Annotated in this window: 16 protein-coding genes; 8 read left to right on the forward strand and 8 right to left on the reverse strand. The window is 57.4% G+C overall.

Features of this window, described 5'->3' with window-relative positions; genetic code table 11:
- Positions 1–101: 101 nt before the first annotated feature.
- Entirely contained in the window at positions 102–851 is a 750-nt protein-coding gene (locus Poly21_RS06055) for a hypothetical protein (RefSeq protein ID WP_146406014.1), read from the forward strand.
- 27 nt (positions 852–878) lie between these two features.
- On the opposite strand, the gene Poly21_RS06060 is transcribed toward Poly21_RS06055, so the two are convergent.
- On the reverse strand, positions 879–1,667 hold the full coding sequence (locus Poly21_RS06060; RefSeq protein WP_302117770.1) for a hypothetical protein: 789 nt from the start codon (positions 1,665–1,667) through the stop codon (positions 879–881).
- A 222-nt stretch (positions 1,668–1,889) separates the two neighbouring features.
- Between Poly21_RS06060 and Poly21_RS06065 the strand changes: the two genes are divergently transcribed.
- Positions 1,890–3,137, forward strand: a complete 1,248-nt coding sequence (locus Poly21_RS06065; RefSeq protein WP_146406015.1) for a PQQ-binding-like beta-propeller repeat protein — start codon at positions 1,890–1,892, stop codon at positions 3,135–3,137.
- Between the two features lie 248 nt (positions 3,138–3,385).
- Here the strand turns inward: Poly21_RS06065 and ilvA are convergent, their stop codons facing one another.
- The 3 genes from ilvA to Poly21_RS06080 all read right to left on the reverse strand — a co-directional run bounded on the left by ilvA (position 3,386) and on the right by Poly21_RS06080 (position 8,541).
- Positions 3,386–4,906 (reverse strand): threonine ammonia-lyase, biosynthetic, encoded by a 1,521-nt coding sequence (gene ilvA / locus Poly21_RS06070; RefSeq protein WP_146406016.1) that lies wholly within the window; start codon positions 4,904–4,906, stop codon positions 3,386–3,388.
- Positions 4,907–5,167: 261 nt separating this feature from the next.
- A complete protein-coding gene (locus tag Poly21_RS06075; protein ID WP_146406017.1) occupies positions 5,168–7,351 on the reverse strand; it encodes an ATP-dependent DNA helicase in 2,184 nt (727 codons plus the stop codon).
- Positions 7,348–8,541, reverse strand: coding sequence for an N-acetyltransferase (locus Poly21_RS06080; protein WP_302117773.1), 1,194 nt, complete (start codon positions 8,539–8,541; stop codon positions 7,348–7,350). The genes Poly21_RS06075 and Poly21_RS06080 overlap by 4 nt, the downstream gene beginning before the upstream one ends.
- A 259-nt stretch (positions 8,542–8,800) precedes the next feature.
- Between Poly21_RS06080 and Poly21_RS06085 the strand changes: the two genes are divergently transcribed.
- The 3 genes from Poly21_RS06085 (at position 8,801) to Poly21_RS27110 (ending at position 12,539) form a co-directional block, all read left to right on the forward strand.
- Positions 8,801–9,742 carry a TrmH family RNA methyltransferase gene (locus Poly21_RS06085; RefSeq protein WP_146406018.1) on the forward strand — a complete coding sequence of 314 codons (942 nt, stop codon included), beginning with the start codon at positions 8,801–8,803 and terminating at the stop codon, positions 9,740–9,742.
- 248 nt (positions 9,743–9,990) lie between these two features.
- Entirely contained in the window at positions 9,991–11,157 is a 1,167-nt protein-coding gene (locus Poly21_RS06090) for a hypothetical protein (RefSeq protein WP_302117774.1), read from the forward strand.
- 74 nt (positions 11,158–11,231) lie between these two features.
- Positions 11,232–12,539: a hypothetical protein gene (locus tag Poly21_RS27110; RefSeq protein WP_302117776.1), complete on the forward strand. Its 1,308-nt coding sequence runs from the start codon at positions 11,232–11,234 to the stop codon at positions 12,537–12,539.
- Between the two features lie 126 nt (positions 12,540–12,665).
- Here the strand turns inward: Poly21_RS27110 and ald are convergent, their stop codons facing one another.
- A complete protein-coding gene (gene ald / locus Poly21_RS06100) occupies positions 12,666–13,754 on the reverse strand; it encodes an alanine dehydrogenase (protein WP_146406020.1) in 1,089 nt (362 codons plus the stop codon).
- Positions 13,755–13,975: 221 nt separating this feature from the next.
- Between ald and Poly21_RS06105 the strand changes: the two genes are divergently transcribed.
- From Poly21_RS06105 to Poly21_RS06115, 3 genes are all read left to right on the forward strand, one after another.
- On the forward strand, positions 13,976–15,370 hold the full coding sequence (locus Poly21_RS06105; RefSeq protein WP_146406906.1) for a cryptochrome/DNA photolyase family protein: 1,395 nt from the start codon (positions 13,976–13,978) through the stop codon (positions 15,368–15,370).
- An 84-nt stretch (positions 15,371–15,454) separates the two neighbouring features.
- Entirely contained in the window at positions 15,455–16,177 is a 723-nt protein-coding gene (locus tag Poly21_RS06110) for an NAD(P)H-hydrate epimerase (protein ID WP_146406021.1), read from the forward strand.
- Between the two features lie 82 nt (positions 16,178–16,259).
- Positions 16,260–18,122: a chloride channel protein gene (locus Poly21_RS06115; protein ID WP_146406022.1), complete on the forward strand. Its 1,863-nt coding sequence runs from the start codon at positions 16,260–16,262 to the stop codon at positions 18,120–18,122.
- Here the strand turns inward: Poly21_RS06115 and Poly21_RS06120 are convergent.
- From Poly21_RS06120 to Poly21_RS06130, 3 genes are all read right to left on the reverse strand, one after another.
- A complete protein-coding gene (locus Poly21_RS06120) occupies positions 18,119–24,292 on the reverse strand; it encodes a hypothetical protein (protein ID WP_146406023.1) in 6,174 nt (2,057 codons plus the stop codon). The two genes, Poly21_RS06115 and Poly21_RS06120, sit on opposite strands and share 4 nt — an antisense overlap.
- A gap of 197 nt (positions 24,293–24,489) precedes the next feature.
- Positions 24,490–25,047 carry a DUF2760 domain-containing protein gene (locus Poly21_RS06125; protein WP_146406024.1) on the reverse strand — a complete coding sequence of 186 codons (558 nt, stop codon included), beginning with the start codon at positions 25,045–25,047 and terminating at the stop codon, positions 24,490–24,492.
- 68 nt (positions 25,048–25,115) lie between these two features.
- Positions 25,116–26,411, reverse strand: coding sequence for an aminotransferase class I/II-fold pyridoxal phosphate-dependent enzyme (locus Poly21_RS06130; RefSeq protein WP_146406025.1), 1,296 nt, complete (start codon positions 26,409–26,411; stop codon positions 25,116–25,118).
- Positions 26,412–26,452: the final 41 nt, after the last annotated feature.

A 26,452-nucleotide genomic window follows, 5' to 3' on the forward strand; every position in this document is an offset into this window, starting at 1 on the left:
ACTCGGTCCGAGTTAGCGGATATTGCACCGATTTCGAACTGACGTAAGTTGTTGCGACTCGTCATTTCAGAGCCGAGAGTACCCGACAAACAAAGAAAACAATGCGACGCGTGACTTCATGCCACTTTCTACTGTTTTGCAGCCTTGTAACATGGGGATTTGCCGCCAATCGTTTAGTCTCGGCACAAGATCCCACCGATGCGAAACTGGAACTATCCCAACTACTTCCTGAAGGCGAAGTAGAATTGGAATTCTTAGACGTTGCGTTAAGCGAACGCGGTACGGAACTTGCCAATCGGTTTCTCCACGACACGGACCGTCAGTGGCTACGAAGCTACATCGCAAAAGTCGCTCAACCCGGCCAGGCTTTGCCTTACCACCCCAATTTTGGATTGAGTGAAGAAGAATATGCCGAGTATTTGCTTGCGGCGAAGAAGATGACGATCAAGCCGATCGGCATCAAATGGAAGTGTTTGATTCAACAGACAAATCACGTGTTTTCTTTCGAGCCGATCGGACACAGGTCGGCACAACTCAGTTCCATACGTGTTCACATCGATAGCAGCGAGGCGGAAGCATCCGGCGTTCAGTTGGGACGGGGAGAATGGCGTTCGCACACCGAGGAAGGGCCTGCCATCGGTCCCTGGAGAGGGTTTACATGGAGGAAAGAGACTGGGAGCGAAGCCGAACTCTTGTCTGGCGGTGACTTTCAAATCGTCAAACTCGACATTCTCCATCTGATCGGTACCGAGTATGTTTTAGTGAATCAAAAGATTGCGGAACAAAACACCGGTCATCAGCCTACGTCGCGGGAGTTTATGTTGCGATACAGAGTTCCTGGCCTAAAGTAGGTTTACTCGAACGCATTGAATAAACCCTCAGCTTTGGTTTGAGTTGGTTTCATCCAGCGGTCCCTTCTGTAAGTCTTCGTCTTGCTTGAGACCGGGATGACTACCCGCATGGCGTTTCTTCAGCAACAACTCGCTCGAATACGCCAGTACATCGACGGCGATGTCTGCAATGATCGCGCGGCCTCGGGCCAGCCAAGCGGCCGCGAATGACCAGACCGCAATCCACTCCATCCAGAACAGAAAGTGATAGGAGGTGAGCAATTGTTTCCAGTCGTCATCAAGGAAAAATAAGTAGATTCCCATCGTGAGCAGGCTCACCAAGATAACGATACCGCTGGTTCGGTAAATCCACTTACGCTCCCACAGGTGTGGTTCAGCTTCCAAACGCGACTCGCGGGGAAAGTGATAGAGCGAGTAGAATGCGAGCGTCGAAAAGAAAACGCCGCCGCTGAAGGTGTGCAGGTACCCGTGTACCGATTTCTGCAGCAGTGGATCGCTGTTGAAATCCAGCGGGCAGAGGGCGATCCCGAGGGCTGAGACGCCGCCCAAATTCGCTGTCCAGTTTTCAGCCCACCCGTAGCCTTGGTAGCAGAACAAGAAGACACCGATCGCGCATAACGTGCCGACAAACACGTCACGCATCCCCGTGTGGTAATAGCTGCTCATGTTGTCCTGGATCGGGATGCCTGTGATCCACCCACCCACCAACAGCACCACAGGTAACGCCAGTCCGCTGATCCCGATCGCGCGGCGGATCGTCAGATACGAAATCACCAGCACGTTGGTCTGGTCAGGCAACTCTGGGATCGCACGCAAGTAAAAGTACCTTTGTTGAAAACTCGAGGGAACGCATTATTGTCCATGCCATTTTGAGAACAACGCGTGAATCGGCAAGGCGGGGGGAATCCGGTGATGGCCGCGAATTTTTTAAGAAAATCGATCTTCTGCAATCGTCATTCCTCATTCCGGGGCTACAAACGGAGGTCAGCTTTCCTGAAATCTCTCGTTTCCCGAAACCCTCCAGCCGAGAATTCCACCATGAAGTTTCAACGACTTGTGATTGTTGCGTGGTGCGCCGTGATGTCGGCTACGCTCGCTTCGAACGTGTTGGGTGCCGAGGCAGATTGGAGCCAGTGGCGGGGGGCGAATCGTGATGGCTTGATCGACGCTGCGAATTGGCCGCAGCGGCTGGCGGGAAAGCTAACTGAGGTTTGGCACCAGGAATTCGCTCCCAGCTACAGTGGCGCGGTGGTGGCGGACGGACTCGTGTTCACGACCGAGACAGTCGACAAGTCGATCGAGCGGGTTTCCGCATTGGATCTGGCGACGGGCGAGATCGCCTGGGCTCGCCAGTGGCCGGGTGCGATGTCAGTGCCATTTTTTGCCGCTGCTAACGGAGATTGGATCCGCTCGACGCCGATTGCCGTCCGGGGATCCTTGATTGTATTAGGGATGCGAGATGTGTTGGTACGGATGGACGCCCGGACGGGCAATGATGTGTGGCGAATTGATTTTCCAGAACAATTCAAAACCCCGCTGCAACCCTTCGGTGCCGCCTGTTCGCCGTTGATCTATGAGGACGCCGTGTTCGTGCAGCTTGGAGGCGGATTGACCAAAGTGGATTTTGCGACCGGCAAGGTCATGTGGCAGGTGCTTGGTGGCGGCAGCGATATGACGAGCACGGGGGCGTTCAGCAGCCCGGTCGTGGCGACGATCGCGGGCGTGCCGCAGCTGCTGGTGCAAACCCGATTTGAACTCTGCGGCGTCTCGCCTGAGGATGGCACAGTGCTCTGGAGGCAACCCATCGAGGCATTTCGCGGCATGAACATTCTGACACCGCTCGTCATCGGTGATGCTGTGTTTACGGCCGCACACAGCGGTGCGAGTCAACTGTTCGACATCAGTCACGATGGCGGCAGGTGGACTGTCACGGAGAGGTGGCGACAAAAAACGCAAGGTTACATGTCTTCGCCAGTCGTTTTGGGCGACGATATCTATCTGCATCTGAAAAACGAGCGTGCCGCATGTTTGGCAGTCAGCGATGGCACGATTCACTGGACGAGCCGCCCCGTCGGCAAGTACTGGAGCATGATTCACAACCACCATCAAATTCTCGCTCTCGCCGAGAACGGAGTGCTGAGATTAATCGAGGGAACTCCTACCGAGTTCCTCGTCATCGATGAAGCAAAGGTGGCCGAGAACAGTTGGGCCCATCTCGCCGTCCAGGATGATCTTGTGATTGTGCGATCTCTCGACCGATTGTCTGTCTATCGCTGGAATAACTGAATCAGTCGTCGTGCGGTTCGCGGAAGTTGCGCGCGTGTTCGTTTTCCTAGTTGCACTTGTCAACGGGCTGTTAGCTCAAATCATATTGATGACACTGGTGTGAGCCGAGTGCCCCCAGGCACCGGGCAGTGTCGCCAACCCCGGCCGCTTACGCGTCTCGATTCACTCCATCAACCGCGTGCCCAGATCTTTAGCTGTGCTAGGTTTGTTCGCCGCAAAATCGTACGTCTTGATGAGTTCCGTGTCGTTCAACGTAGGAACAGTTGATACACCGGATTGTTCGACTCGTCTGTGCAGCGGTAACCCAGTGAGTCGATGAACTCCGCGAACGCGGACAGTTCTTCATCAGGGACCTGGATCCCAACCAAAATGCGGCCGTAATCGGCGCCCTGGTTGCGGTAATGGAATAGGCTGATGTTCCAGTTCGGATGCATGGTGGAGAGAAATCGCATCAAAGCGCCGGGCCGTTCGGGAAACTCGAACCGATAGAGTCGTTCGTTCTCGCCAAGCCGGCTGCGTCCTCCGACCATGTACCGCAGGTGCGCCTTCGAGAGATCGTCGTCGACGAGGTCGAGAGTGGCGAAACCCTCAGCGGATAGAGACTGGCTGATGTGGGGGACGTCGCCTCGGCTTTGAATCGTCAGTCCCACCAGCACGTGAGCTTCCTTTTCATCGGAGAGCCGGTAGCTGAATTCGGTCACATTTCGCTGTCCAATGGTTTGGCACAGCCGCATGAAGCTGCCTCGCGCCTCGGGGATGGTGACGGCAAATAGCGCCTCACGACCCTCACCCGCTTCGGCTTGTTCGGCAACAAACCGCAGCCGATCGAAATTCATGTTCGCGCCGCAGGTGATCGCCACGAGTTCCTCGCCGCGCAGGTTGTGCTGGGCGATGTACTGTTTCATCCCCGCAATCCCCATCGCGCCGGCGGGTTCGAGAATGCTGCGGGTATCTTCAAAAGCGTCTTTGATTGCGGCGCATACTGCATCGGTATCGACGGTCACATAGTCATCGACGAGTTCCTGCGTCAGCCGGAATGTTTCATCGCCCACTTTCTTCACTGCCGTTCCATCGGAGAACAAACCCACATCGGCCAGCGGCACGGGGCGTCCCGCTTGAATCGATTGAATCATGGCATTGGAATCGGACATCTGCACACCGATCACCTTGATCTCCGGCCGAACGGCTTTGATGTAGGCGGCGACACCCGAAATGAGACCGCCCCCACCGATCGCTACGAACACCGCGTGAAGTGGACGCTGGTGTTGACGCAAGATTTCCATTCCGATCGTGCCCTGCCCCGCGATCACATCGGGATCGTCAAAGGGATGAACGAACACATATTGATGCTCCTGCATTAATTCCATCGCGTGGGCATAGGCATCGGAGTAGCTGTCACCATGCAAGATGACTTCGCCGCCCAGTGCCGCAACCGCGTCTGCTTTAAGCGAGGGAGTGGTAACGGGCATCACGACGACAGCCCGGCAACCCAGCTGCCGCGCGCTCAAGGCGACGCCTTGGGCATGGTTTCCTGCCGAGGCACAGATCACGCCACGAGCAAGTTGGTCAGCCGACAGATGAACCATCTTGTTGTAGGCTCCCCGCAGCTTGAAGCTATGGACGGGTTGAGTGTCTTCTCGCTTGAGCCAAATCTGATTGTTCAAGCGGGCTGATAGCCGATTGGCGAGGTCCAGCGGCGATTCCACCGCCACGTCATAGACTTTGGCGTTGAGGATTCGTTGCAAGTAGTCCAGTAAACGGGTTTCCATCAATACTCATCTCCCTAAGACGCAGCGTGTCTGAACGCGAACAGGCATCCTATCGGATCACTGGTGAGTCGGCGAGTCTGCCGGTAATTCGCGTTATCGCCGCGAGGCGTTCGGCTCGACGGCTTGGACGGCGCCGAAGGCTGCGAATCGGTATCTTGGCCATGAAATTTTGGAAATGATTCGCCCTTGGCAGGAATCCGACTGGGCCAAGCGACATTCAGCTGAGCATTTCCGTCGAACCGACAGGAGTTTCAGAGGTCCTCAGCGTTTCTTGGTCGGTTGGACGTTGAGGATTTTCATCTCAGGGAGGGAACTTAAGAAGCGGCGGCCGTAGGGTTTGGTTTTGATCCGTCCGTCGAGAACGACGACCATGCCTTCGTCGGTGCGAGTGCGGATTAGACGTCCGAATCCTTGCCGGAACTTGATTACAGCCTCGGGCAATTGATAGTCTGAAAACGGGTTGCCGCCCGATGCTTTGATCGCCTCCAAACGGGCTTCGAGCAGTGGGTGATCGGGTACCGAAAAAGGCAGTTTGGTAATGATCACGTTGGTTAACGCGTCTCCAGGGACATCGACTCCCTGCCAAAAACTATCCGTGCCAAGTAGCACGCCACGCGGATTTTCGCGAAAGGCGTCGAGCAGTTGGGTCCGATTCTGCTCACCAGCTTGTGAGTACAACTGCAGGTCATGTTCGATTAACCACGGCGTGATTGCTTCGGCGCATCGTCGGAGGAGCGCGTAGCTGGTGAAGAGCACAAAGGTGTGGCCGTCGCAATATCCGGCAAACCGTTTGATCTGTTGCGGGATCGATCGTTCGAATTCTTCACGTTGCGACGACGGGTCAGGGAGTCCATTGACGATCACCAGCTTGGCTTGTTTTTGGTAGTCGAACGGGCTGCCGACTTGCAGGTTTCGGCCTCCGGTCAAGCCAACTCGACTGCGAAAGAAGGAGAACCGCGCTTCGTCGCCGCTGGCCAGCGTCGCGCTGGTCATGATGACCGAGTCAATGTCTTCGTTTTGAAATAGCTCCGTGCGGAGCGTTTCACCAATGTCGACGGGTGAGGCGGACAGGGACACGCGGTCCATACCGCGGCGGTTGCCAGTCTTTTCGACCCAATAAACGCACTCATGTTCACTCTTTTGGGCCAGCCAATCGCGCAGCCCACCCGCCAGCGCGAGCAAGCGGTCGTGTGCAGACTGAAAATCCTGACGATCAGAATCATTCTGCTGGGCGTCAGCATGAGCCCGGAGTTTGCGAGCGAGCATCTCCATCGGGTCGCTCAGTGGATTGGCGACGATGTCAGCATGATGAACACGGCCGTTGCGCGATTTGGTTTGATCGAACCAATCCAGCACGTCAGCAAACAGATTGCTGGCAGCGTATCGGCACCGTTCGACTTCCGATTGCAGACCTTGTAGATCGTGCGCGACGAGCAGACCTTTTTGTTGGCGATCGTTGTAGAGGCGGTCGAATAGATAGTCGAATTGGCCGCTGGTTAAGCGGATACCGAGATGGTCCCCTGCCACCGCTTCGATGGTATGACACTCGTCGAGCACGACGACGTCGTAGTCCGGTAGCAGTGAGAACCCTTGCCGCCGCATCGCCATGTCCGTGAACAGCATGGCGTGGTTGACGATCATGACTTGCGCGTTCTGGGCTCGCCGGCGGGCGCGAAAATAGAAACAGTTCTTGAATTCGGGGCATTTGCTGCGGAGGCAATTACCTGTGTCGCTGCGGACTTCGTCCCAAACGGCACCATCGGGTTTGACCGGCAGCGTGGCAAGCGATCCGTCACCCGTTGTCTTGGACCAGGATTGGACGCTGCGGAGTTGCTGCATCTGAAAGTCATTGGCCATCAACGATGTCGATTTAGCAACGGCGCGTTGCATGCGTCGCAGCGACAGGTAGTTGCCACGTCCCTTGACGAGGACAGCGGAAAATTCACGTGGAATCACGCTGGCCAGCAGCGGCACATCTTTCCCGACGAGTTGTTCTTGCAGGCTGATCGTGTGCGTGGAGATGAGGACGCGGCGGCGTTTTGGTTGCTCAGCAGGGGGCTTGTCACCGGGAGGATGTTTGGCTCGGTCGGGATCGATTCGATCGTCCAGTTCGTCATCCAGTTTATCGCCGGCGGCTTGTGACTTGCCGTCAGGGCGTTTCGTATCTGCTGGATTCGCGATCTCGCTTTGGTTGGCGGTCGCGTGCAGGATGGCGGGGACGAGATAGGCGAAACTCTTGCCCGTCCCGGTACCTGCTTCGACAACCAAATGTTCTTTTGCGGCGATCGCAGCAGCGACCTCGCGAGCCATGTCGAGTTGTTGCTGACGGGGTTCATAGTTGCTCAGTCGGCGACTGATACTGCCGCCGGGACCGAGAATCGCATCGACATCGAGATCCGGGGCATCTGGCGGCGGATTCGATGAGGGATCCGGCGGTGAGTTCATGAAGTGGAGCCTTGGCCGGTACTCGATAGAGCCTCGTCAGCGGAGGAGCCATTGGAAGCACCGGAGGTTAACGGACGGTCGTAGATGCGATGTGTTTTGGTCGCCTTGGCTCCACCGCGTTGGATGGTACCGCGGGAGAGTTGATTGCTCTCAAGTACCCACGAGAACTCGCCCACTTGGATGCCAAAATCAACGGCAGCGGGCACGATGGGATAGAGCGTGACCAGACCGAGCCCCCATTTCTGATATTCCGGCAATACGTTCGCACTGACCATCCGCAGTCGCGTGAGTTTTTTGCGACCCATGAGTAAGTGCAGCCAACCGAACGGGAGCAGCTTGCCACCGATCCGTCGGATGATGGGGTTGTAGTCAAGCAGACCGAAACCGGCACCAACGGGTTTGCCATCGATCTCCGCAATGCTGGTCAGTTGGGGGACCAGCAATTGTTTCAATCCGTTGCTTTGTTCGACGATTTCGGCTTCGCTCATGGGCACATATCCCCAGGTTTGTTTGAGCGATTGATTGTAGATCTCCAGGAAGATCCGAACGTCTTCATCGAAATGAGAGCTGCGGATCGGTCGGGTCGATGTCTTGAATCGTTTCTGTGCCTCTTCGATGATGAACATCAACTTGGGATCGAGATGGTTGAGGATGTCGATGCTCGCTTCATAGCTGAAAACATCTTGCTCCTTCACAAAACCGGCAGCGTGGATGAGCGATTCGTAATAGGGATGGTTGTACGTAATCAGGAATGTGGGTGGGGTGTCAAATCCATCGACGAGCAATCCGACTTCATAGTTCAGGCTGGGATGAATGGGCCCCCGGGCGATTGTCATGTCACGCTCCCTCAGCCAATCGCAGGCCGTATCAAGCAACACGATGGCGGCATCGGGATCGTTCTCGCACTCGAAGAATCCGAAGAACCCGACCCGATCTTTGTGGGCGCGGTTGTGGGCATGATTGACGCATGCCAGCACGCGACCGACCACTTTGTCGCCACGCCGGACCAAAAACGTCTGACCTTCGGCATCGAGCCAGAAGGGGTGGTGTTTGAAGCCGACGAGTTTCTTTCGCTCGCCCCATAGCGGGGGTACCCAATTGGGATCGTCGCGATACAAGCGTCGTTCGAGTTCGAGAAACGCTTTTTGATCGCGACGGTTCTCGACCGGGCGGCAGGTGACCTCCGACATAACAGGATTGATTTCGCTCAGGCGGGTGCGGAAGGGGGATGGTGGTGATGGACAGCCAGTCTGCGGAACGCAGGATACCGTTTGGAGGACGAGCCCGTGGGCGATCGCCTCGGTTACCCAAACGCAGCGCGTTTTACACTGAAAACCGGGGCTAACACCCATCGGCTAATCGCGTTATACCCAACGGCCTGATCATCCCCGTTTAGAATAACAAACCGAACTCAATCAGCCCATTGCGTTGTCAGAAAGGAAGCCCCCTTTGGAAATTCTCCGCAGTAACCAAAACGCCACCATTCGCCGTCTGGTGGGGTTGCGTAATAACCGCCGCCGCCGTGCCTCCGGAGCGATCTTGGTCGATGGAGCGAGAGAAACTCGGCGGGCGATGGAAGCGGGCCTGGTGCTGCGCGGGTTCTATGAACAAGTCGACGCCGCTGGCGAAGCGGTGGCGGACGGACCGGACTGGCTGTTCGTGCGGAACCGTGCGATCGAGGCGGGCGTGTACCGAGGTGTCGTCGGCGAGTTATTTGCGAAGGTTTGTTACGGCGCCGCTGCAGATCGCTGCGTGGCGGAATTCGACGCACCGAGCGATCGCCTCGCTGATTTGCCGGAGCTCGGTTCTGGACTGATCTTGGTGCTAGACGGTGTGGAGAAACCAGGTAATGTGGGGGCCGTATTTCGCACCGCTGATGCCACCGGCGCCGCCGCGGTGTTGCTGAGCGATTGCCCGAGCGACCGATTCAATTCCAACGCGATTCGAGGTTCACTCGGGGCGGTATTTACCGTGCCCTCGGCCGCTGGCAGCCAAGCTGAGATTGCTGAGTTTCTCTCGCGGCAGGCAGATGACGTGTTCGCGATGCGGGTGGAGGGTTCTCGGTCGATCTACGACGTGGGTCTACGGCCGACGGGGCGACATGGCCGAATCGCCGTCGTGCTGGGCAGCGAAGCGAACGGATTGGGAGACCGGTGGCAGTCATGGCCCGCGCCGAATGCTGCGAATAAGCCAGAAGCTGCCGAGAGCGGTGAAGCTGCCGAGAGCGGTGAAGCTGCCGAGTGCGGTGAAGTTGCCGAGAGCGGTGAAGCTACTCGGCGGACGATTGGCGGTATTCATCTGCCGATGGCCGGCCGCATCGATAGTCTCAATATTTCTGTCTCGGCGGCCGTGGTCGCGTTCGAATCAGTCCGGCAGCAACATCGTCCTTAAGAATCGCATTGTTGCGAAAGCCCTTTCAGGCCGAATCATCATAGTATCAGGAAGAATCCCTAACGTCAGAGAGTTCGGTCGACGATACTGAGATTGTCTGACATTGCCAAAGTAAAAACGAGGCAAGTCGGCGCGGAAAATGTGCCGGGGGGGTACATGGACCCATTGGCCATGTGTGGAAGGATTCCGTAATGGATAGTGACAAACGCAGCGAGCAGCGACGCCATCGGTGCTCGTGTTCACGACGAATGCAAATCACGCGTTTGCTCGGTGCGAACTATCTCAAGCTGGGAGCCGGTGTCTCGATTTTTATCAGTTCGTGGGGCGGCGTGAGTGGATTCGCAGTAGCGGAAGAAACGCAGGAATCCGTTCAGACTACCTCGCGGGCCCCCGCCTCGGAAATTCGACTCAAGTCGATGGGGTCGACCATCAGTTTCACACCCATCAACCGACCCATTGACGCTGTTTCGAGGACGAAAGTTTCTCAGCATCACCTGTCCAAAATCCAGCTCGATCCGATGACGGGCGGCACCAATCGTGTGTTCGATCAGCCTGTCGTTGTGGCTGCCGAGCCTGCGAGCGTTGATCAAGTTGCCGCGAGTCAGCACGAACCGATCGCTGATGACATGAACACGTGGCAGGACGAGAGTGCTGGCGAGACCAATGAAGTTCGCCGAGACCTTGCCGAAGTCGATTCGAACTTGGCAACACATTCCAACCATCCACGCATCCTGTCGATCCGACGGATGGATAATCCGAACATGGGCAGATCCGCCCAGCCTACAGATGAACTGGCGCCAGTCGCCGATGTTCCGCAACCGAAAACTGTCGTAGCGGCGCCACCGGGCAGCGGCATGCCGCCGAGTATTTTGGTGGAGTCGCTCGAAATCAAGGTGGAGAGTGAAGCGGTTGAAGCGAGTTCGAGTGTAGTCAGTGGTGCGGCCAATGTGTCGACCACCGAGGCGGACCCGATCGCGAGTTTGCCGCTGCTACCGATCCCGAATCGCCAGTGGGTGGCCGCTGAAACAAGTGAAACCGTCGCCCCTGTTTCGGGGATGCAACGTCGGCAGCGAGTCCCGTTAAGTGCACCACCGTCGATCTCCGTGGCACAGGTGAATCGGTTGAGCACCATGCACCCAACAACGACCGTACGTGCGAGACCCGCTGGATACGTGCGGCCTGCTGAAGCGGCAGATCGAATGCCGGAAAAAGTAACGAGATCACTCGACGCCACCGCGCTGATGATGAAAGCGATTCGAGATCGCTATCCCGATGCTCACGTGGTGTTGGCGAATTCGGACAACCAATTGGTCGCACAGGGCAGTTGCCGCGACCGCAAGCAAGCGACTGCGATCATGCGGTTGATCCGCAGCCAGCTCTTAATTCCCGTGGATGACCAATTGGTCGTCCGCTAGTCGCCGTAAAACACTACCAATCGTTTGCACGTTGGCGGTCAATCGTCCGTCAAAACATGTCTTGAGGTTCGACCATGAACATTCCCTTCATTCCGCTCGCTCACAAACAGCTCGGTGAGTCGATTCGTTGCACCGGCTTCGGGATGGCGGCGGGTATCGCATCGCTCGCTTGGTCATTGAGCGGGAGCGTCGCGAATGCTCAGCAACCTCGGACCATGCAGCATGAGGGCCGCTCATTCGCGGTCGTACCCGCCGCTGAAATGTCGAGCGTGTTCGAGACCTCGGGCGAGGAAATTATTGTTTCGGAGTTTGACCAAAACTTTCCTCTCATTCACGGCAGCCAAATTGCGGCAGGCTCCTGCAGCGGCAGCCAATGTCCAGGCAACTGTGGCAGTCCAACGTGTGGTGGGGGCGGACTGCATGGCGGCGGGTTCTTTGGACACCGTCAGAATAGTTGCAACGACGGATGCGCCACCTGCAATCCATTCTGCTACGGACGGGTCGAAGCCGTTTACATGCAACGCGATGGTCTCGATAACTTCACTCGCTCACGCTCGCCAGCGATGTTGCTCGATGAGCCTAACTTTGAAGCCGCCCCGCGTATCACGATCGGCACGGCTCCTGATTGCGTCACCGGTTATGAGGCCAGCTTTGTCGGACCTCTGAACTTTGACACCAATCGCACCGCCGTGGGGCGATCAGGTCAAACGCTATTGACGCAGCGAACCGTCATCCCTGCCGCTCCGCCGGTTCCGGGGCTCCAAGTCGATGAGGTGTTTAGTCTGTACGGCGACCCCGTGAATCCGGATGCGACCCTGTTTCAGCGTTATCGCACCGAGTTCTGGAGTGTGGAGGCCAGCAGGACCTCGCTCGCGTGGGATATCGCTAAACTGCTCATCGGTGTTCGCTATATCCGCCTCGACGAACAATACGACCTCATCGGCGCAGATCCAACGGCCGGTCAGAGTGGTGCAATCTATTCGAAAACCACCAATGATCTGATCGGAATGCAGATCGGTGGAGATATATTCACCCCGGTTTGCCGTTCAACCTCGGCTTACTTCCGCGGTCGAGGTGGTCTCTATTACAACAACGCGGGATCCACGGCGCTGGTATCGAAGGATGCCACGCTGCTCTACGGTATCCGAGACAATCACGATGGCTTCGCCGCGATGTTTGAATTCGGCGGAGGTCTGCAGTACCAAATCAGCGAAATGTTCTCAGTCCACGGCGGCGGTGAGCTCTGGTACCTCACCAAAGTCGCGACCGCAGCGGATCAAATTCCAACCATCGTGGGTGACAACATCGGAGCTCACGGTACGCGGGCTAGCGATGACATCTTCTTCGCCGGTTTCAACGTCGGTGCGACGATGAAGTACTGAGCCCTAATCGATTAGCTGGCGTCGAACCTCAAGAGCGTCGACCCGGGAGGGGCTGCCCTCGAGAGGACCACACAGCGGTAGTTAGTACAGCCGATATTGTCTGCAGGACCATCGCCTGCCGCCAGTCTATCCTGCGTTTACAAATGTGCTCGCGACGGCTTGGTTGACGATCTCGCCCTGATGGATATTCAACGCCGAGGCCAACTCAACGTCTTGCGGCTCCGCAACGTTTCCTTGCCCAGCGAGGCGTATTAAATACGGGAGCGTTGCGTTGCAGAGCGCGTAGGTGCTCGTGCGACCGACCGCGCCGGGCATGTTGGCAACGCAGTAATGCACGACATCATCGATGATAAATGTCGGCTGTTGATGAGTGGTAGGGCGGCTCGTTTCGATACATCCACCTTGATCCACTGCCACATCAATGATGACGCTGCCCGGTTTCATGACCTTCAGATCAGCCGCGTGAACGAGTTGGGGGGCTTTCGCTCCCGGAATCAGCACAGCGCCGACGACGAGATCGGCGAGCTGGATCTCTTGCAGAATAGTGTGGCGATCACTGAAGAGCACGTTCACGTTGGCCGGCATGATTTCATCGAGATAACGCAAACGATCGAGATTCACATCGAGGATGGACACATTGGCTTGAAAGCCTGCTGCGATTCTCGCCGCATTCGCACCGACGACACCGCCACCGAGAATCGTGATGTGGGCAGGGGCAACGCCAGGTACGCCTCCGAGCAGAATCCCACGTCCCATCTGCGGCTTTTCGAGGTATTTGGCCCCCTCCTGAATACTCATCCGTCCCGCCACCTCGCTCATTGGCGTCAGTAGCGGCAAACGATTTTTGCGATCCCGCAGCGTTTCATAAGCGTAGCAAGAAGCACCTGAGGCGATCATCGCGTCAGTCAAAGATCGACTTGCAGCGAAATGAAAAAACGTAAAGAGAATCTGCTCGGGGCGGATCAGATCATATTCGGACGGTTGCGGTTCCTTGACTTTCACGATCATGTCGGAGGCCGCGAACAGTTCAGCTGCAGTCTCGACAATTGTTGCTCCGGCGACTCGGTATTCATCGTCGGTCATTCCCGATCCCGCCCCGGCACCGGACTGGATCAGCACTTCATGCCCCCTCGCGGTTAGCTCCTCGGCACCGACGGGTAACATTGCAATACGGTATTCATCGGATTTTACTTCGGTCGGAACGCCAATGCGCATGAGGTGTCTCTGAGGTTGGACAGTGTAGAATGGACGGTGATATTGTAGGCGATTGTGAAGTGACTTCACGCTCCCCGCTTCGCCGGGCGGGTGAAGTTGCGAGCTTTTCACCAGCGACGATAATCAAGCTATCCATCTCGATGACTACCGATCTGCTCTGTCGACTCACCTCTGCCAACGATCATCCGCTGCGCAGTGATGGAGACTACGTCCTGTACTGGATGATCGCCCAGCGTCGGTTGCGGTACAGCTTTGCACTCGATTATGCGATTGAGCGGGCAATCGAGTTTGAGCGACCTCTATTGATTTTCGAGCCGCTGCGAATTCGATATCAATGGGCGAGCGATCGGTTACACCGGTTCGTGATCGAGGGTATGAGAGACAACGCGTGCCAAGCCGCAGAATTGGGAGTGTCCTACTACCCCTACGTCGAACCTCAGCCGGGGCACGGGACGCCGCTGCTGCATCGGTTGGCCGCGCGGGCGTGCACGGTGGTCACCGATGAGTATCCGTGTTTCTTTTTGCCGACGATGATCGCCGCGGTGAAAGCTCGTATCCCCGCGAGGTTAGAGCTCGTCGATGGCAATGGCATCCTGCCGCTGCGCCGGGCTGAGAAAACCTACACGGTTGCACACAGCTATCGCCGTTACATGCAAAAGAATGTGCTCGATGAACTGCAGCGAACTCCGGCGGCGAATCCCCTGCCCTGCCCTACCCTGCCCCGTCCACGCTCAAGTTTGATTGATCGCAAAATCCTGAAGCGATGGCCTGCCGCTGATTTTAAGGATTTGCTCGACCGCGATGGCCTCGCGAATCTGCCCATTGATCATCGCGTTCGGCCGTCGACCGTCTGTCCAGGTGGCAGCGTCGAAGCGACGCGGCGGCTGACCGATTTCCTTCATCGGAAACTTGAGCACTACGATGATGATCGCAATCAACCCGATGAGCACGCGACGTCCGGCCTGAGCCCTTATCTGCACTTTGGACACATGTCCGCTCATGAAATTGTTTTGAAACTGTTCGAACGTGAAGGCTGGACGGCCGAACAAGTGTCTCCGCCCAATGGCAAAAACCACGGATTTTGGAATCTCAGTGCACCTGCCGAAGGCTTTCTCGATCAGATGCTGACGTGGCGTGAAATCGGGTTCAATTGGTCCTTCATGAATTCGGCGACCTACGACAGCCTGGAATCACTACCCAATTGGGCCCGGGAAACCCTTCGCGAGCACACGGGTGACGAGCGACCCTATCGATACACGCTCGAGGAGTTCGAAGGTGCGCGCACGCATGACCCACTTTGGAATGCTGCTCAGACTGAGATCGTGCGGACGGGGCTGATGCACAATTACATGCGAATGCTGTGGGGAAAGAAGATTTTGCATTGGACAGGCTCGCCGCAGGAAGCGCTCGATGTGATGATCCACCTGAATAACAAGTATGGGCTCGATGGTCGCGACCCGAACTCGTATTGCGGTATTCTATGGGTGCTCGGCCGGACGGATCGGGCATGGGGGCCGAAGCGGCCTGTATTTGGGAGTGTGCGTTACATGACCAGCGACAGCGCTCGCAAAAAGCTCCGCCTCAACGAGTATCTCAAGGAATTCGGCCCTGAGTAGCTTGGGACCCTCGCTCCCCAAGATCGGATTTGTTGTAGCCGAGACGACGGGCTCATCTTACGACCTCGACCGCACATCATTGCCATGACTTTATCTGCGTCTATTCCACTTGCCGACGCCCAACAGCGAAACTGGCCCTCGTTCTCGGTCGCTCAGTCGCGCAACGTCGACCGCTTGGCGATTGAGCGGTTCGGAATTTCTGGAATCGAATTGATGCGAAACGCAGGCAAGGCCTGTGCTGAACGCCTCCTGCGAGACCTTCCTGAGTCTGCGCCGGCAACGATGATCTTGGCCGGGGCGGGCAACAATGGCGGCGATGGCTACGTGATCGCGAAATGTCTCGCCGAGGCGAACCGGTCAGTATTCGTTGTTTCGCTGGTGCCAATCTCAAAACTATCGGGAGACGCCAAACTCAGTCATGAGGACGCCACTGCCGAGGGGGTGTTGATCGAACAGGCAGATGCTGTAGGAATCACCGCACGAATCAACGAGCATGACGGCATGATCGTCGATTGCATGCTCGGAACGGGGTCTCAGGGCGCACCTCGGAGTCCGTTTGCTGAAGCGATCCTCGCCGCCAATCAGAAGATTGGACTGCGGCGAGTGGCGATCGACCTGCCCTCAGGTCTCGATGGCGACACCGGAGAACCAGCGGAGCCGACCTTTCAGGCAGACTTGACGCTGACATTTGTAGCTCCCAAAACGGGGATAACGCGCGCCACGGCAGCGTCTTGGACGGGCGGAATTGAGATTATTGATATCGGCATCCCCCTCGAATTGAAACGGCAACTGGGGCTCCCCGGATAGCAGGCAAGGGAGATACTGTTAGGCTGTTGGCGATCCCGTTGCTGATTTCCCACAATTTCATCTCCAGAGAGTATTCCGTCCCGTGGACCGCGTTCGCCAACTGTTCAAACACAATGAACTCCATTCGCTCGGGAAGTGGATCTTGCTGGCGTCTCTAGTGGGCATTGTGGCGGGATTGGGTGCGATCGTCTTTGACGTCCTCGGCCAGACCGTGACGCGGTACACGCTGACCCAATTTGCTGGGTTCACGCCTCTGGAGGCTGCCGGCGAACATGCTCGCTACGCTCACGTGACGCAGTCGTTGTCGCCTTGGATCCTGGTGGCCATCATGACCCTAGGGGGACTGGTGTCCGGGATGATTGTGTTTAAGTTTGCTCCTGAAGCGGAAGGACACGGTACGGATGCTGCGATTGACGCGTTTCATAATAAGGGTGGACGTGTCCGGGCGATCGTCCCGATTGTCAAGACGATCGCCTCGGCGATCACACTGGGAACCGGCGGGTCGGGCGGTCGTGAAGGGCCCATTGCTCAGATCGGTTCGGGATTCGGGGCGTGGCTTGGCACGAAGCTGAAACTCTCCGGTCGCGAGCGGCGGATTATGCTGGCCGCTGGGATGGGCGCAGGAATCGGCGCGATCTTTCGGGCCCCTTTGGCAGGTGCTGTGTTTGCAGGCGAGATCCTCTACAGCGATGCTGATTTGGAAGCCGATGTCATCGTCCCAGCGGCGGCTGCATCGATTATTGCTTACAGCGTTTACGTTCAATCGCTTCCTGCAGACGTACGTTTTGTGCCGATCTTTGGTGCCGAGCTGCAACACAAGTTTGTCTCGCCCCTGGAACTACTCGCCTACCTCGTCTTGGCGGTGGTGCTCGTAATCGTCGGTGCCCTCTACGTGAGGACTTTCTACGGCACGCAGAAACTGTTTCATCAACTTCCGGTCATTCCTCACGTTCGCCCTGCCATTGGTGCGGCGATTGCCGGTTTGATTGGCATCGCGTTGCTGCAAATTTTCTTGGACCAGCCAGCTATTTTGGGCGTGTTGGGCACCGGTTACGGCACCTTGCAGATTGCCCTGACCGCAGCGGGGAGTCTTGGAATTCCGTTGTTGATTGTCGTCGCGCTCATGAAAATTGTGACGACGTCGCTGACGATCGGATCGGGCGGTTCGGCCGGGGTATTCGGGCCTTCCATGGTCATTGGCGGTTGTACCGGCGCAGCGGTTGGCTTGACCATGCAACAGTTTTTTCCAAATCTCGTGTCGGAACCGGAAACGTTCGCGGTCGTCGGCATGGCTGGTTTCTTCTCCGGCATCGCCCGGGCGCCGATTTCAACGATCATCATGGTCCGCGCTCTGACCGGTGACTTTGGGTTGCTGGTGCCAACCATGCTCGTGACCACATCGACCTTCGTGATGAGCCATCGCTTTCGGCTGTATCAGAAACAAGTTCCTACGCGAATGGACTCCATGGCTCACCGTGGGGACTTTATCATCGACGTCTTAGAGGGTTTGCAGGTCAAAGACATATTTAACCCCGATCGCAAAGTCACCAGGATTCCTGAAGGCATGACCGTCGAAGACATTGTCCATCATCTGGCGTACAGCAGCCAAAATTATTTCCCGGTTGTTAATAGTGATGACAAGATGGTCGGTATTTTTTGCGACGATGATGTGCGTGGGTACCTCTACGATGAAAGTCTTTGGAAGCTCGCCGTCGCGCGAGATATCATGATTGACAAATTCCTGTCGGTCGCACCCGATGATGATCTCAACACCGCCCTGCTCCGGTTCACCTCGCACGACCTCGACGAGCTACCGGTGCTCGATCCCGAGCAACCCGGCGTGCTGATGGGGATGCTTCGTCGCCGCGAAACCATCGCAGCGTATAATCAGCGGGTGATGGAACTCAAACGTGATTCCAAAGAGGACGACGAAGTGGTTTCTTAGTTCTCCCACTTCGCTAATTCGTCGGACCAACGTTGGAGCTTGTCACGGTGTTTCTCGATGCCTGCGAGCACCGACAATAGGATTAATCCGGTTGTGATGCCAAATACCCACCATGGCCAGACGGCATCGAAAGCTTGACCGGCGTGCCATACCATGCTGGTCACGCCCATGAAGATGAAGATCGTTCCCAAGTAAAGAAACGGTTTGATTTGGAAAGCCACCCCGATCAGCATGCCAGCGAGCGATAACAGGATCAGGATTACTGGGCCCCACAGTGAGCTACCGATCTCGCTCATCAACATGTCAGCGGTGCTGCTGATGTAGATCACCAGTGTTGCACCGTACCGGATTGCCGATCCCAAGGTACGGTCGAGTTGGTCACGCTGCCAGTGGGCAACCGCCAGTACGCAGACCGCTGGGGGGATCAACCACGCTTGGGGATGAGCTAAGAAATCCCAGCCAGGCGTCTGTGTCAACATCACCCACAGCGCGGCGTTAGCTAAGACAACGGTGGCGATTCGCGGAAATCCACGCTTCCACATCACCGCTAGCACACCGTAGTAAATCGCCCCCACAAGCAGCAGACCTTGATACGATGCCGTGCCACGGTAGAAGGTCCACGACCATGATTGCGACTCAAACATCGTTGCATAGGCTCCGCTTAACCAGAACCCAATCACCGGTATCAAGGGTAGGAACATTGCGTTTTTACGCATCGCATCGGCCAGCACGCGATCGTCACGGCGTACTGCCCACTGGGTCAAACCCACACTCGCGAACGCCAATCCCATGACAAGATAGGGCCACACCTGACGCAGGCCTAAGAAGGCGATCCCCGTGCGGCAGAGGAAGACATGCAACCACGCTAAAGCCGCAATTCCCTGCGCGGCATACAGGAGTCTTCGGCGGTGAGAGTCATCCATCTGCAGCCAGTTGGCACGCCCGCTGCATTCCGCTGACGCCGTGGTGAATCCAGGGCCACTGAGAATTGCGATGGCCCCCACCATCAACGCCAACACTCCTAGCAAAGTCGCCACCAACACCACCAGGGGCTTGCCCAGTCCTGGGACACCCACACCGCCTTCCCGGAGGATCATTTCCATTGCCAACATGCTCAACAACGCCACCGCTGTCACCCAGGCGGTGAGGCGGCTACCGCGCCGGAACGCAAGTTGCCAACGATCGAGGAAGGGGCCGCGGAGCAAACGCGGAACAGCTAACGTCAGTACCCCGATTGTTAACACACCCGCAATCAACAAACGCATCGTTGCGGTCAGCAACTCTTGGCTGGCGTGCGGTTGGCCCAGCACTGCGATCAGGGCGATCGTCCAGAGTCCCGTCACCAGACACAGCCAACGGCGACGCTCCGCAGATGCAGCGCCCGGCGGTGTGGTCTGCTCGGACAATTGAAACAGTGACCACGCCAGCACGCCAACGGCCAGCACGCTGGCCCGTACCACGTTCACATCGTCACTCCCCGCAAAGAATCCGATGGCAACCATACTGCCGATGCATACCAGTCCCGTGATCGCCCGTTCGATGGAGATGCTCAGTCGATCGACGGCGGCGTTCGCAACGTCCTGGCGGTGAACGCCTTCCGCAAGCCTTGCCCGCTGTCGCTCCGCCCACGGCAATCCACCGACGAGAACCGTCGTGGAAACGCTGGCCGCCATCATGGCGATGGTCACACACGTCTGCCACGCGCTGTCAAACATCAACGCTACACCCATCGCAGCCACTGCTGTCCCACCCACCAGCAGGTACATCGAAATCGTCCACATTGATACCGGCCGCCGCGGAACCACATGCGGGCGTAGCCACGCTGATAGACCCACGATCACGACGATCGCGAATTGAGCCAGACTGACCGCGGTCGCATGGAGGCGATGCACCGAAGATAAGCCGTCCGAGTTGGCGAGTTCAAATAGACTGAATGCTAACATGGGTATCAGCAGCGACGAGACACCGATGTCGGGCCGCGACGCCCGACGGTCGCCGCGGGCAGTCAACCGATCGCTGCGCCAGAGCATGACACAGCCGCCTATCCATGCCATCCACAGTGTTACCGATGTCAGGCCACTTGCGCGAGATAGCTCGGGATGAATCAGTATCATCCAGCCACCCGCGATGGCGATGAACCAACCCAGTAGACGCGGCACTGCATCGAGCGGGGTGGATTTTGGAGCGCGAGCATCCGTCTCACGTGGCCGAACAAACCGCATCAACGCCACTGCGCCTGTCGCCAAGCCCGCCAACGCCATCCACACCGACCCGCCGCTTGCAGGACGGATCAATAGTCCCGCTAACCACCACTCGTTGAACACAAACCCGGCGAGCACGAGCGTCTGCACGGTAACATGCCAGGCATGTAGTGGGGGCGATTTCCACCACACCAGGATTGCCGATCCGACGCAACCGATCAAAACGCAGGTCATGACGATCAAATCGGTATCGGAGGCAGCCACCCACCCCATCGTCTCAGCCAGCGTGGCGATGTGACCACTCATTACCACCGGTAGGAACGGTAGCATGCTCCGGACCTTCGAACCATTCCCATCGATCGAAGTGATTGAAGACCAGCGACCCCAGCAGCAGACGGCCAAGGCTAGTAACGACGTGATCGCACCGAGTGGCAGGCTCCAAGCAACCGTCCCAGGCGAAAGTTGCAGGCGGAGGACCGCCCACAGCGTTACCGCTGCTGACACCAAACCAACCCCAGCGATCCAAACCCGAGACAGCGCCACGCCCTTTTCTGTCTGCCCTGCCCTACCCTCGCTGTCGTCGACGGGCTGCCATTTGCACTGCACCCATGCCAGCATCATCCAAACGACACTACCGAGCACGGATGCCTGCCACCACACTACCGGAAACGTTTGGAAGATGGCGGGGATGCTGATGCCGACTGCCATCGGCAGCAACGTTGCCGACAGCATGCTTCTCACGTCATCTGCTGCCGTTGTTGTCGGACGACCGAACAGCATCCCGACGGATGCCGCCAACCACCAACCGGCAATGGCCAAGGTGCTCCACCGGTCGGGTGTAAATCCAACGATGATGGGCAACCACCAGTTCGACCAGAGCAAGACCAGTGAGCCTGCTATGACGATCGCTGCGATGGCGGAAATGCCCGCTGTGCGATCCAACCGTAGTCTCTCTGCCGTGTTTTTTCCAAGCTGACCGGCGCAGCTCGCTACCAACCAAGACACCCAGATGCCACCGGACGCCAGCGTGGTGGTGCCAATCAAGCGGAGAGACGGAAAATCTGTCAGCCGGCACGAGATTAGGATTGCCACGAACAAGCCACCGAATGCTCCCAGCACTCCCAGAACGCGCGACAGCCAAGCGGTCGGTGTTGCGGGTATAATGCCTGTGGAAGCGTCGTTGGTTGTTCCGGGCTCGGACAGATCGATCGTAGGGAGATCTGCCTCATCAATACGAGTCCCCATGCTCCGGGGTTCACGTATTATCCACAGCCACATACTGCACGCTGCGCCTGCGATCAGAGCAAAACGCAGCACAGCAGCCGTTACTGATCCCGGGTTCAAATCAAACCAATGATTCAGCGGTGATCCCAGTGGACCGCACAACACAGCTAGGTATTGCCAACCAATCGCAACAATCAGCAGACCAATCGACGCGAGCAATAGCCAACCATCCGGCATCCGCAGCCGCGTCGCGAAGATTGCCGAGGCTTCCGACCATTTCCAATTCACTGCGTCGCGGACAGCGAACCAGCCTGTTCCTACGACAAGGAAAACTCCTGCCAAGCTCCATAGTGCATTCGCACGATTCCAAGACGACTGCTGCCAAAGTTCGACACCCTGGTAGCTGGTCAGGCCACAGAAGGCGGCCGCAACAGAGCCGACCATGGCAAGCTGCAGATACCGACGATGACCGACAAAGATCGCAGTGGCGGCGAGTACCGCAGTCGCTGCCGCGATCAACCACGTCGACGTTCTCCACGACGGCGCAACCATCCATTCCACCTGAATAGCCACTGCCGATGTGGCGGCGAGCGTTCCCACGACCCCGCATGCCGCCACAGCGGATACTTTTGCAAGCCGCGAAATGGAATCGCTCGCCGCTGTCCAGCTCGCGGGCCTGCGCACTGCCCAAATCACTTTGCACGCGGCAGCCAGTGCCAGCATCGAAATGCTCATCCCTAACATTGCCGGCGCGATGGAGTGGTAAGCGATCGTGAACCCCTGGTCATTCCAGCGAACCAGGCTCAAGCAGGTGATCCAAAAACTCACCCCAGTAACTGCTGAGACCCACGCAAGTTGAGAAACACGCATCGACAGGACCGCTGCGATCACCATCAGAGTCGCCAGAATCACAGCCAATCCGGCGATGGGCAGCATTCCTAGCCAATCCGGTGGTGCGACGCTCAATGAAATCGCTTGCCCGCTCGCGATCGTCGCCCAAAACGCGAGCACGAGGTCGGTGGAATGAATTTTCTGCGCGGCATCGGGACCGCCCGGGTGACGCGTTTGCAGCAATCGTATCGCCGACACCGCGCCACTCAGGATCGTCATCGCGATCGCCACCATCAATGGTTCGCCGCCGAGCAGCGTTCGCCAGACCGGCAGGTCGCTCCAGTCTGCGCCGCCCAGCCAGTAAGGTGAAGACAGCGTGGCGGCGATTCCCAGCGGTACCCCTGCGGCGAGTAGTTTGAACCTGCCCTGTAACACCCAGGCCGCCAGTACCGTTGAGACCGATACCGCTGTTGCGTGCATCCACAACCATGACACTCGCTCAATCGACGCGGGCAAGATTGCCAGGATGCAACTGATTGCCATCACGACGAGTACTGTGCTGATGAAGCGGGGCGTCGCCCACCTCTTTTGCTTCCAAATTCGTTTCAAATATCCTGCGTGGACTGCCATGACGGCGATCCAGAACGGAGTGGTGGCGATCGCGATTTGAATCCAAGCCACACGCCCATCGGCCCGATACAAGAATGCCGCGTACACCACAACACTCGCGAACGTGGACGCGGCAATGCCGAGGCGCAGCCAGTGGTTCTTCCAGAAGCGATGTCCGACTTTCAATATCGCCGCACGGCCCGATTGGATTTGGAAATGACGTCGAGCTGGCGTCAACAGCGCAATTGCGGAGGCCGTCGCAGGCAGGAATAGAAAACTCCCGGCATTCGTTTCGAGCAGCCTCGCTGCCGTTGGTAAGAGCGGCAGACACAACGTCGGCGCAACAACGCTCGCCGTCAATGGCACCGCACTGCCCCGGCCGACCAGCGCGAGTGACGCCTGCCAGAGCAACCAACCACAACCGAGCGTACCAATGATGATTGCCGCCATGGTCGATGGCGAGAATAGTGATACCGAATCCACAGTCGCCCCTGCTGCAGCAAGACCCGCCAACACACAGAGTGGCACTAGCAACGTGGCAATGATGAGCACCGCTCGTGAAGTGTGCCGCAATCTCCATCGTCGCATCGTGTACAGGCCGGCCGCAAAGATCGCCGCATCACCGGACATGAAAATCAGCGAGGGGACGACGCGGTGTGTTGCCGTCAGCGTGTTCCACAGGCTGACCACCAAACCAATTGAGCACACCACGATCAACAGCCCAGCGATCAACTCACCCCAGCGAATATTGTGGTCGGCAAGAAATGACGCAATGATTTCTGAAAACGCTCGCTGAGGAGTTGCCGGTGGCCGAGGTGGCGATCGCGAGGACAGAGCAGGCGTGGATTGGATCTCATCAGGCAGCTCCTGAGCCGGCGGTTCCTCCAAGGCGACCGGCTCGTCAAGTTCGCTCGGTTTGCAGTCGACATCGAGTTCGGCGTTTTCAACTGGGACTGGCCTCGCCGCCTGAGTTGGCTGGGGGGACGCCGCGACGCCAGCAAACTTGCGGGCGTGATCCTTCAGGTCATGGCCCGCCTCAGCTGTGATCGTTCCGGTGGCACTGAGTGCGTCGATCATTCGTTCGAACGCCGCGATATCCTCGACGGGGCTGAGCGGCTTGTCTGGATCTCGTCCTTCACTTGGCGGCATACTCACAATCGCCGCGTGATGAGCCTGGTGAGTGTTCTGAGCTGGATTTCCGCCACCGACAAGGAACCTGCCAACGGTAGCGATAATTAGCCAGGAAGCGTGGCCCAAGGCAGTGATGAATGCCCATACGAACAGAATGAACAGCAGGTATTCCATGAAAACGCCAAGCGTGGCGGGAATGCACGAGAGAAAACGGGCGAGAAAGGCGCCAGAATAGCAAGCCTACTCACTCCAGAGCCTGCTGAGGCGAAAATTCTGCGCGCAATCCCCGACGCCATCGGGCACCAAGGAGCCGAGCATGCCGACGTGACCATCGTCCGGTCCTGCGACAGGCGCGACATCCACATTGCCTGCTACGAAGCGCTCACTTGGGCGGGAGCAATGATTTCCGCGTCTGCAGCTTGGCCACTCCATTGAGGAAGTTGAATCGCGGCGGCCTGCCAGCCGGGGTGGACGAGTTTCGCCGTGGCCGCTGCACTCGCTGACGACTCACCGATCCAGCGGAAACGGGCGACCGAGGCGTTGGGGGGGACCTCGACGGATTCGCTCTCGTTCGCAGGAACGAGCTTTTCGATCTTCAGAATGCGATCGAGTGATTGACGGCACTGTTTCAGACACGGACGTGCCGCCGCTCCCACTTGGGCATCCTGATACTGATCGAGATTCTCATAAATCAGATCAATCAGCCTCGCATCCCGCTGTAGTGTTGCCAGCAGCGTGATCGCTGGGTTTTGAGCAGGCGCCGCTGGGGGCTGCGGAGCCGCTGTGGGAGACGGCTCACGTTGGGGTGAGGATGTTTTCTGCTCGATGCGAGAATCGATAGGCGCGTCCAGCGCAATCGCTACGCGTTCCGCTGCAGCGCGGTCAAAGAGTGCTTTCCAGAACGCTCGCAGCGCTAATCCCAATCGCATGATGTTTCCTCAGTGTTGGAGTCGTCGCGTTCCTACGAACGCGAAATCTGCGTGTTGCCTGTGGCTGATTAAGTACCAACCGTTTCTGGCTTCGTCCTAGGCGTGGCTAAACATTTGCCAATCTGACGGACGGCTTGCCGCAAACGATGTTCGTTTTCGACCAGCGACATCCGCAGGTAGCCTTCCCCGGCGGCGCCGAAACCACTGCCGGGGCTGACGGCGACATTGCCTTCTTCGAGCAGTTTCATCGCAAAATCCATCGTGCTCATCGAGCTGCGCCAGGGTTCGGGAACTTGGGCCCACACGAACATGCCCGCTTTGGGCGACTGAACATTCCAACCCAATCGCCGCAGACCACTGACCAAGACGTCACGACGGCCTTGGTAGATTTCCGATTGCTGTAGCACATTCGGTTCCGTATCCCGAAGCGCCACGATGGCGGCGATTTGAATTGCTTGAAACATGCCATAGTCGTAATAACCCTTGATCGTGCCGAGTCCGCGCACCATCTCCGAGTTACCGGCGCAGAATCCGACCCGCCACCCCGCCATGTTGTATCCCTTGCTCATGGTCGTGAATTCCACGCCGACTTCCTTTGCACCAGGAGCCGCCAAGAAACTCGGTGGTGTATAGCCGTCAAAGGCAACGTCCGCATAAGCGAAATCATGAATCACCAGCAAGCCGTACTTTTTGGCCAGCCGAACGACTTCGATAAAGAAGTCTGGCTCCACTACCGCCGAAGATGGATTGTGCGGGTAGTTGACAATCAGCACCTTGGGCCGTGGCGTCAGGTTTTCGCAAGTGTAAGCCACATTGCTGAGGAATTTATCTGGGTCAGCAACATCGAGGGCCACGACATTACCCGATGCCAATATCACGCCATACATGTGGACGGGAAAATACGGCGATGGAATGATCGCGGTGTCGCCAGGCCCCATCAGAGCCAAGCACATATGCGAGAAACCCTCCTTGCTGCCTAAGCAAGAGATGATTTCTGACTCGGGATCGAGCTGCACGCCGTACTTCCGGTCGTACTTGTTGGCCACCTCACGGCGCAGATTCGTGATCCCATTGGATTTGCTGTACCCATGGTTGCCGACATCGGCCGCTGCATCGGTGAGCTTTTGAATGACCACGGGATCCGGTGGATCGGAAGGATTCCCCATCCCCAGGTCAATCACGTCGTCGCCAGCACGGCGTTTTTGATACAACGAATTGTTGATTCGCCCAAACATGTAGGGCGGCAGCCGATCGACCCGTGACGCAAATTTGACCTCGAACGCCGCAGGAACCGGGTCGGTGGTGGGCGTACCAATCGCGGGCGCGTCGATATTTGGCGTATCGGGATCGAAAGTGTCACTCATAACAAGCTGAGTTGAAGGGGGATTGAAAATTCAGCGTATCG

Source organism: Allorhodopirellula heiligendammensis (genome assembly GCF_007860105.1).
GTDB classification, from domain to species: Bacteria; Planctomycetota; Planctomycetia; order Pirellulales; family Pirellulaceae; genus Rhodopirellula; species Rhodopirellula heiligendammensis.

What these genes read in the sequence shown, in the direction of transcription:
- ilvA (WP_146406016.1), bottom strand. Translation starts at nt 4,906, where the DNA reads ATGGAAACCCGTTTACTGGACTACTTGCAACGAATCCTCAACGCCAAA.
- Poly21_RS27110 (WP_302117776.1), top strand. Translation starts at nt 11,232, where the DNA reads ATGAACATTCCCTTCATTCCGCTCGCTCACAAACAGCTCGGTGAGTCG.
- Poly21_RS06090 (WP_302117774.1), top strand. Translation starts at nt 9,991, where the DNA reads ATGCAAATCACGCGTTTGCTCGGTGCGAACTATCTCAAGCTGGGAGCC.
- Poly21_RS06125 (WP_146406024.1), bottom strand. Translation starts at nt 25,047, where the DNA reads ATGCGATTGGGATTAGCGCTGCGAGCGTTCTGGAAAGCACTCTTTGAC.
- Poly21_RS06080 (WP_302117773.1), bottom strand. Translation starts at nt 8,541, where the DNA reads ATGTCGGAGGTCACCTGCCGCCCGGTCGAGAACCGTCGCGATCAAAAA.
- Poly21_RS06120 (WP_146406023.1), bottom strand. Translation starts at nt 24,292, where the DNA reads ATGGAATACCTGCTGTTCATTCTGTTCGTATGGGCATTCATCACTGCC.
- Poly21_RS06055 (WP_146406014.1), top strand. Translation starts at nt 102, where the DNA reads ATGCGACGCGTGACTTCATGCCACTTTCTACTGTTTTGCAGCCTTGTA.
- Poly21_RS06105 (WP_146406906.1), top strand. Translation starts at nt 13,976, where the DNA reads ATGATCGCCCAGCGTCGGTTGCGGTACAGCTTTGCACTCGATTATGCG.
- ald (WP_146406020.1), bottom strand. Translation starts at nt 13,754, where the DNA reads ATGCGCATTGGCGTTCCGACCGAAGTAAAATCCGATGAATACCGTATT.
- Poly21_RS06075 (WP_146406017.1), bottom strand. Translation starts at nt 7,351, where the DNA reads ATGAACTCACCGCCGGATCCCTCATCGAATCCGCCGCCAGATGCCCCG.
- Poly21_RS06065 (WP_146406015.1), top strand. Translation starts at nt 1,890, where the DNA reads ATGAAGTTTCAACGACTTGTGATTGTTGCGTGGTGCGCCGTGATGTCG.
- Poly21_RS06130 (WP_146406025.1), bottom strand. Translation starts at nt 26,411, where the DNA reads ATGAGTGACACTTTCGATCCCGATACGCCAAATATCGACGCGCCCGCG.
- Poly21_RS06110 (WP_146406021.1), top strand. Translation starts at nt 15,455, where the DNA reads ATGACTTTATCTGCGTCTATTCCACTTGCCGACGCCCAACAGCGAAAC.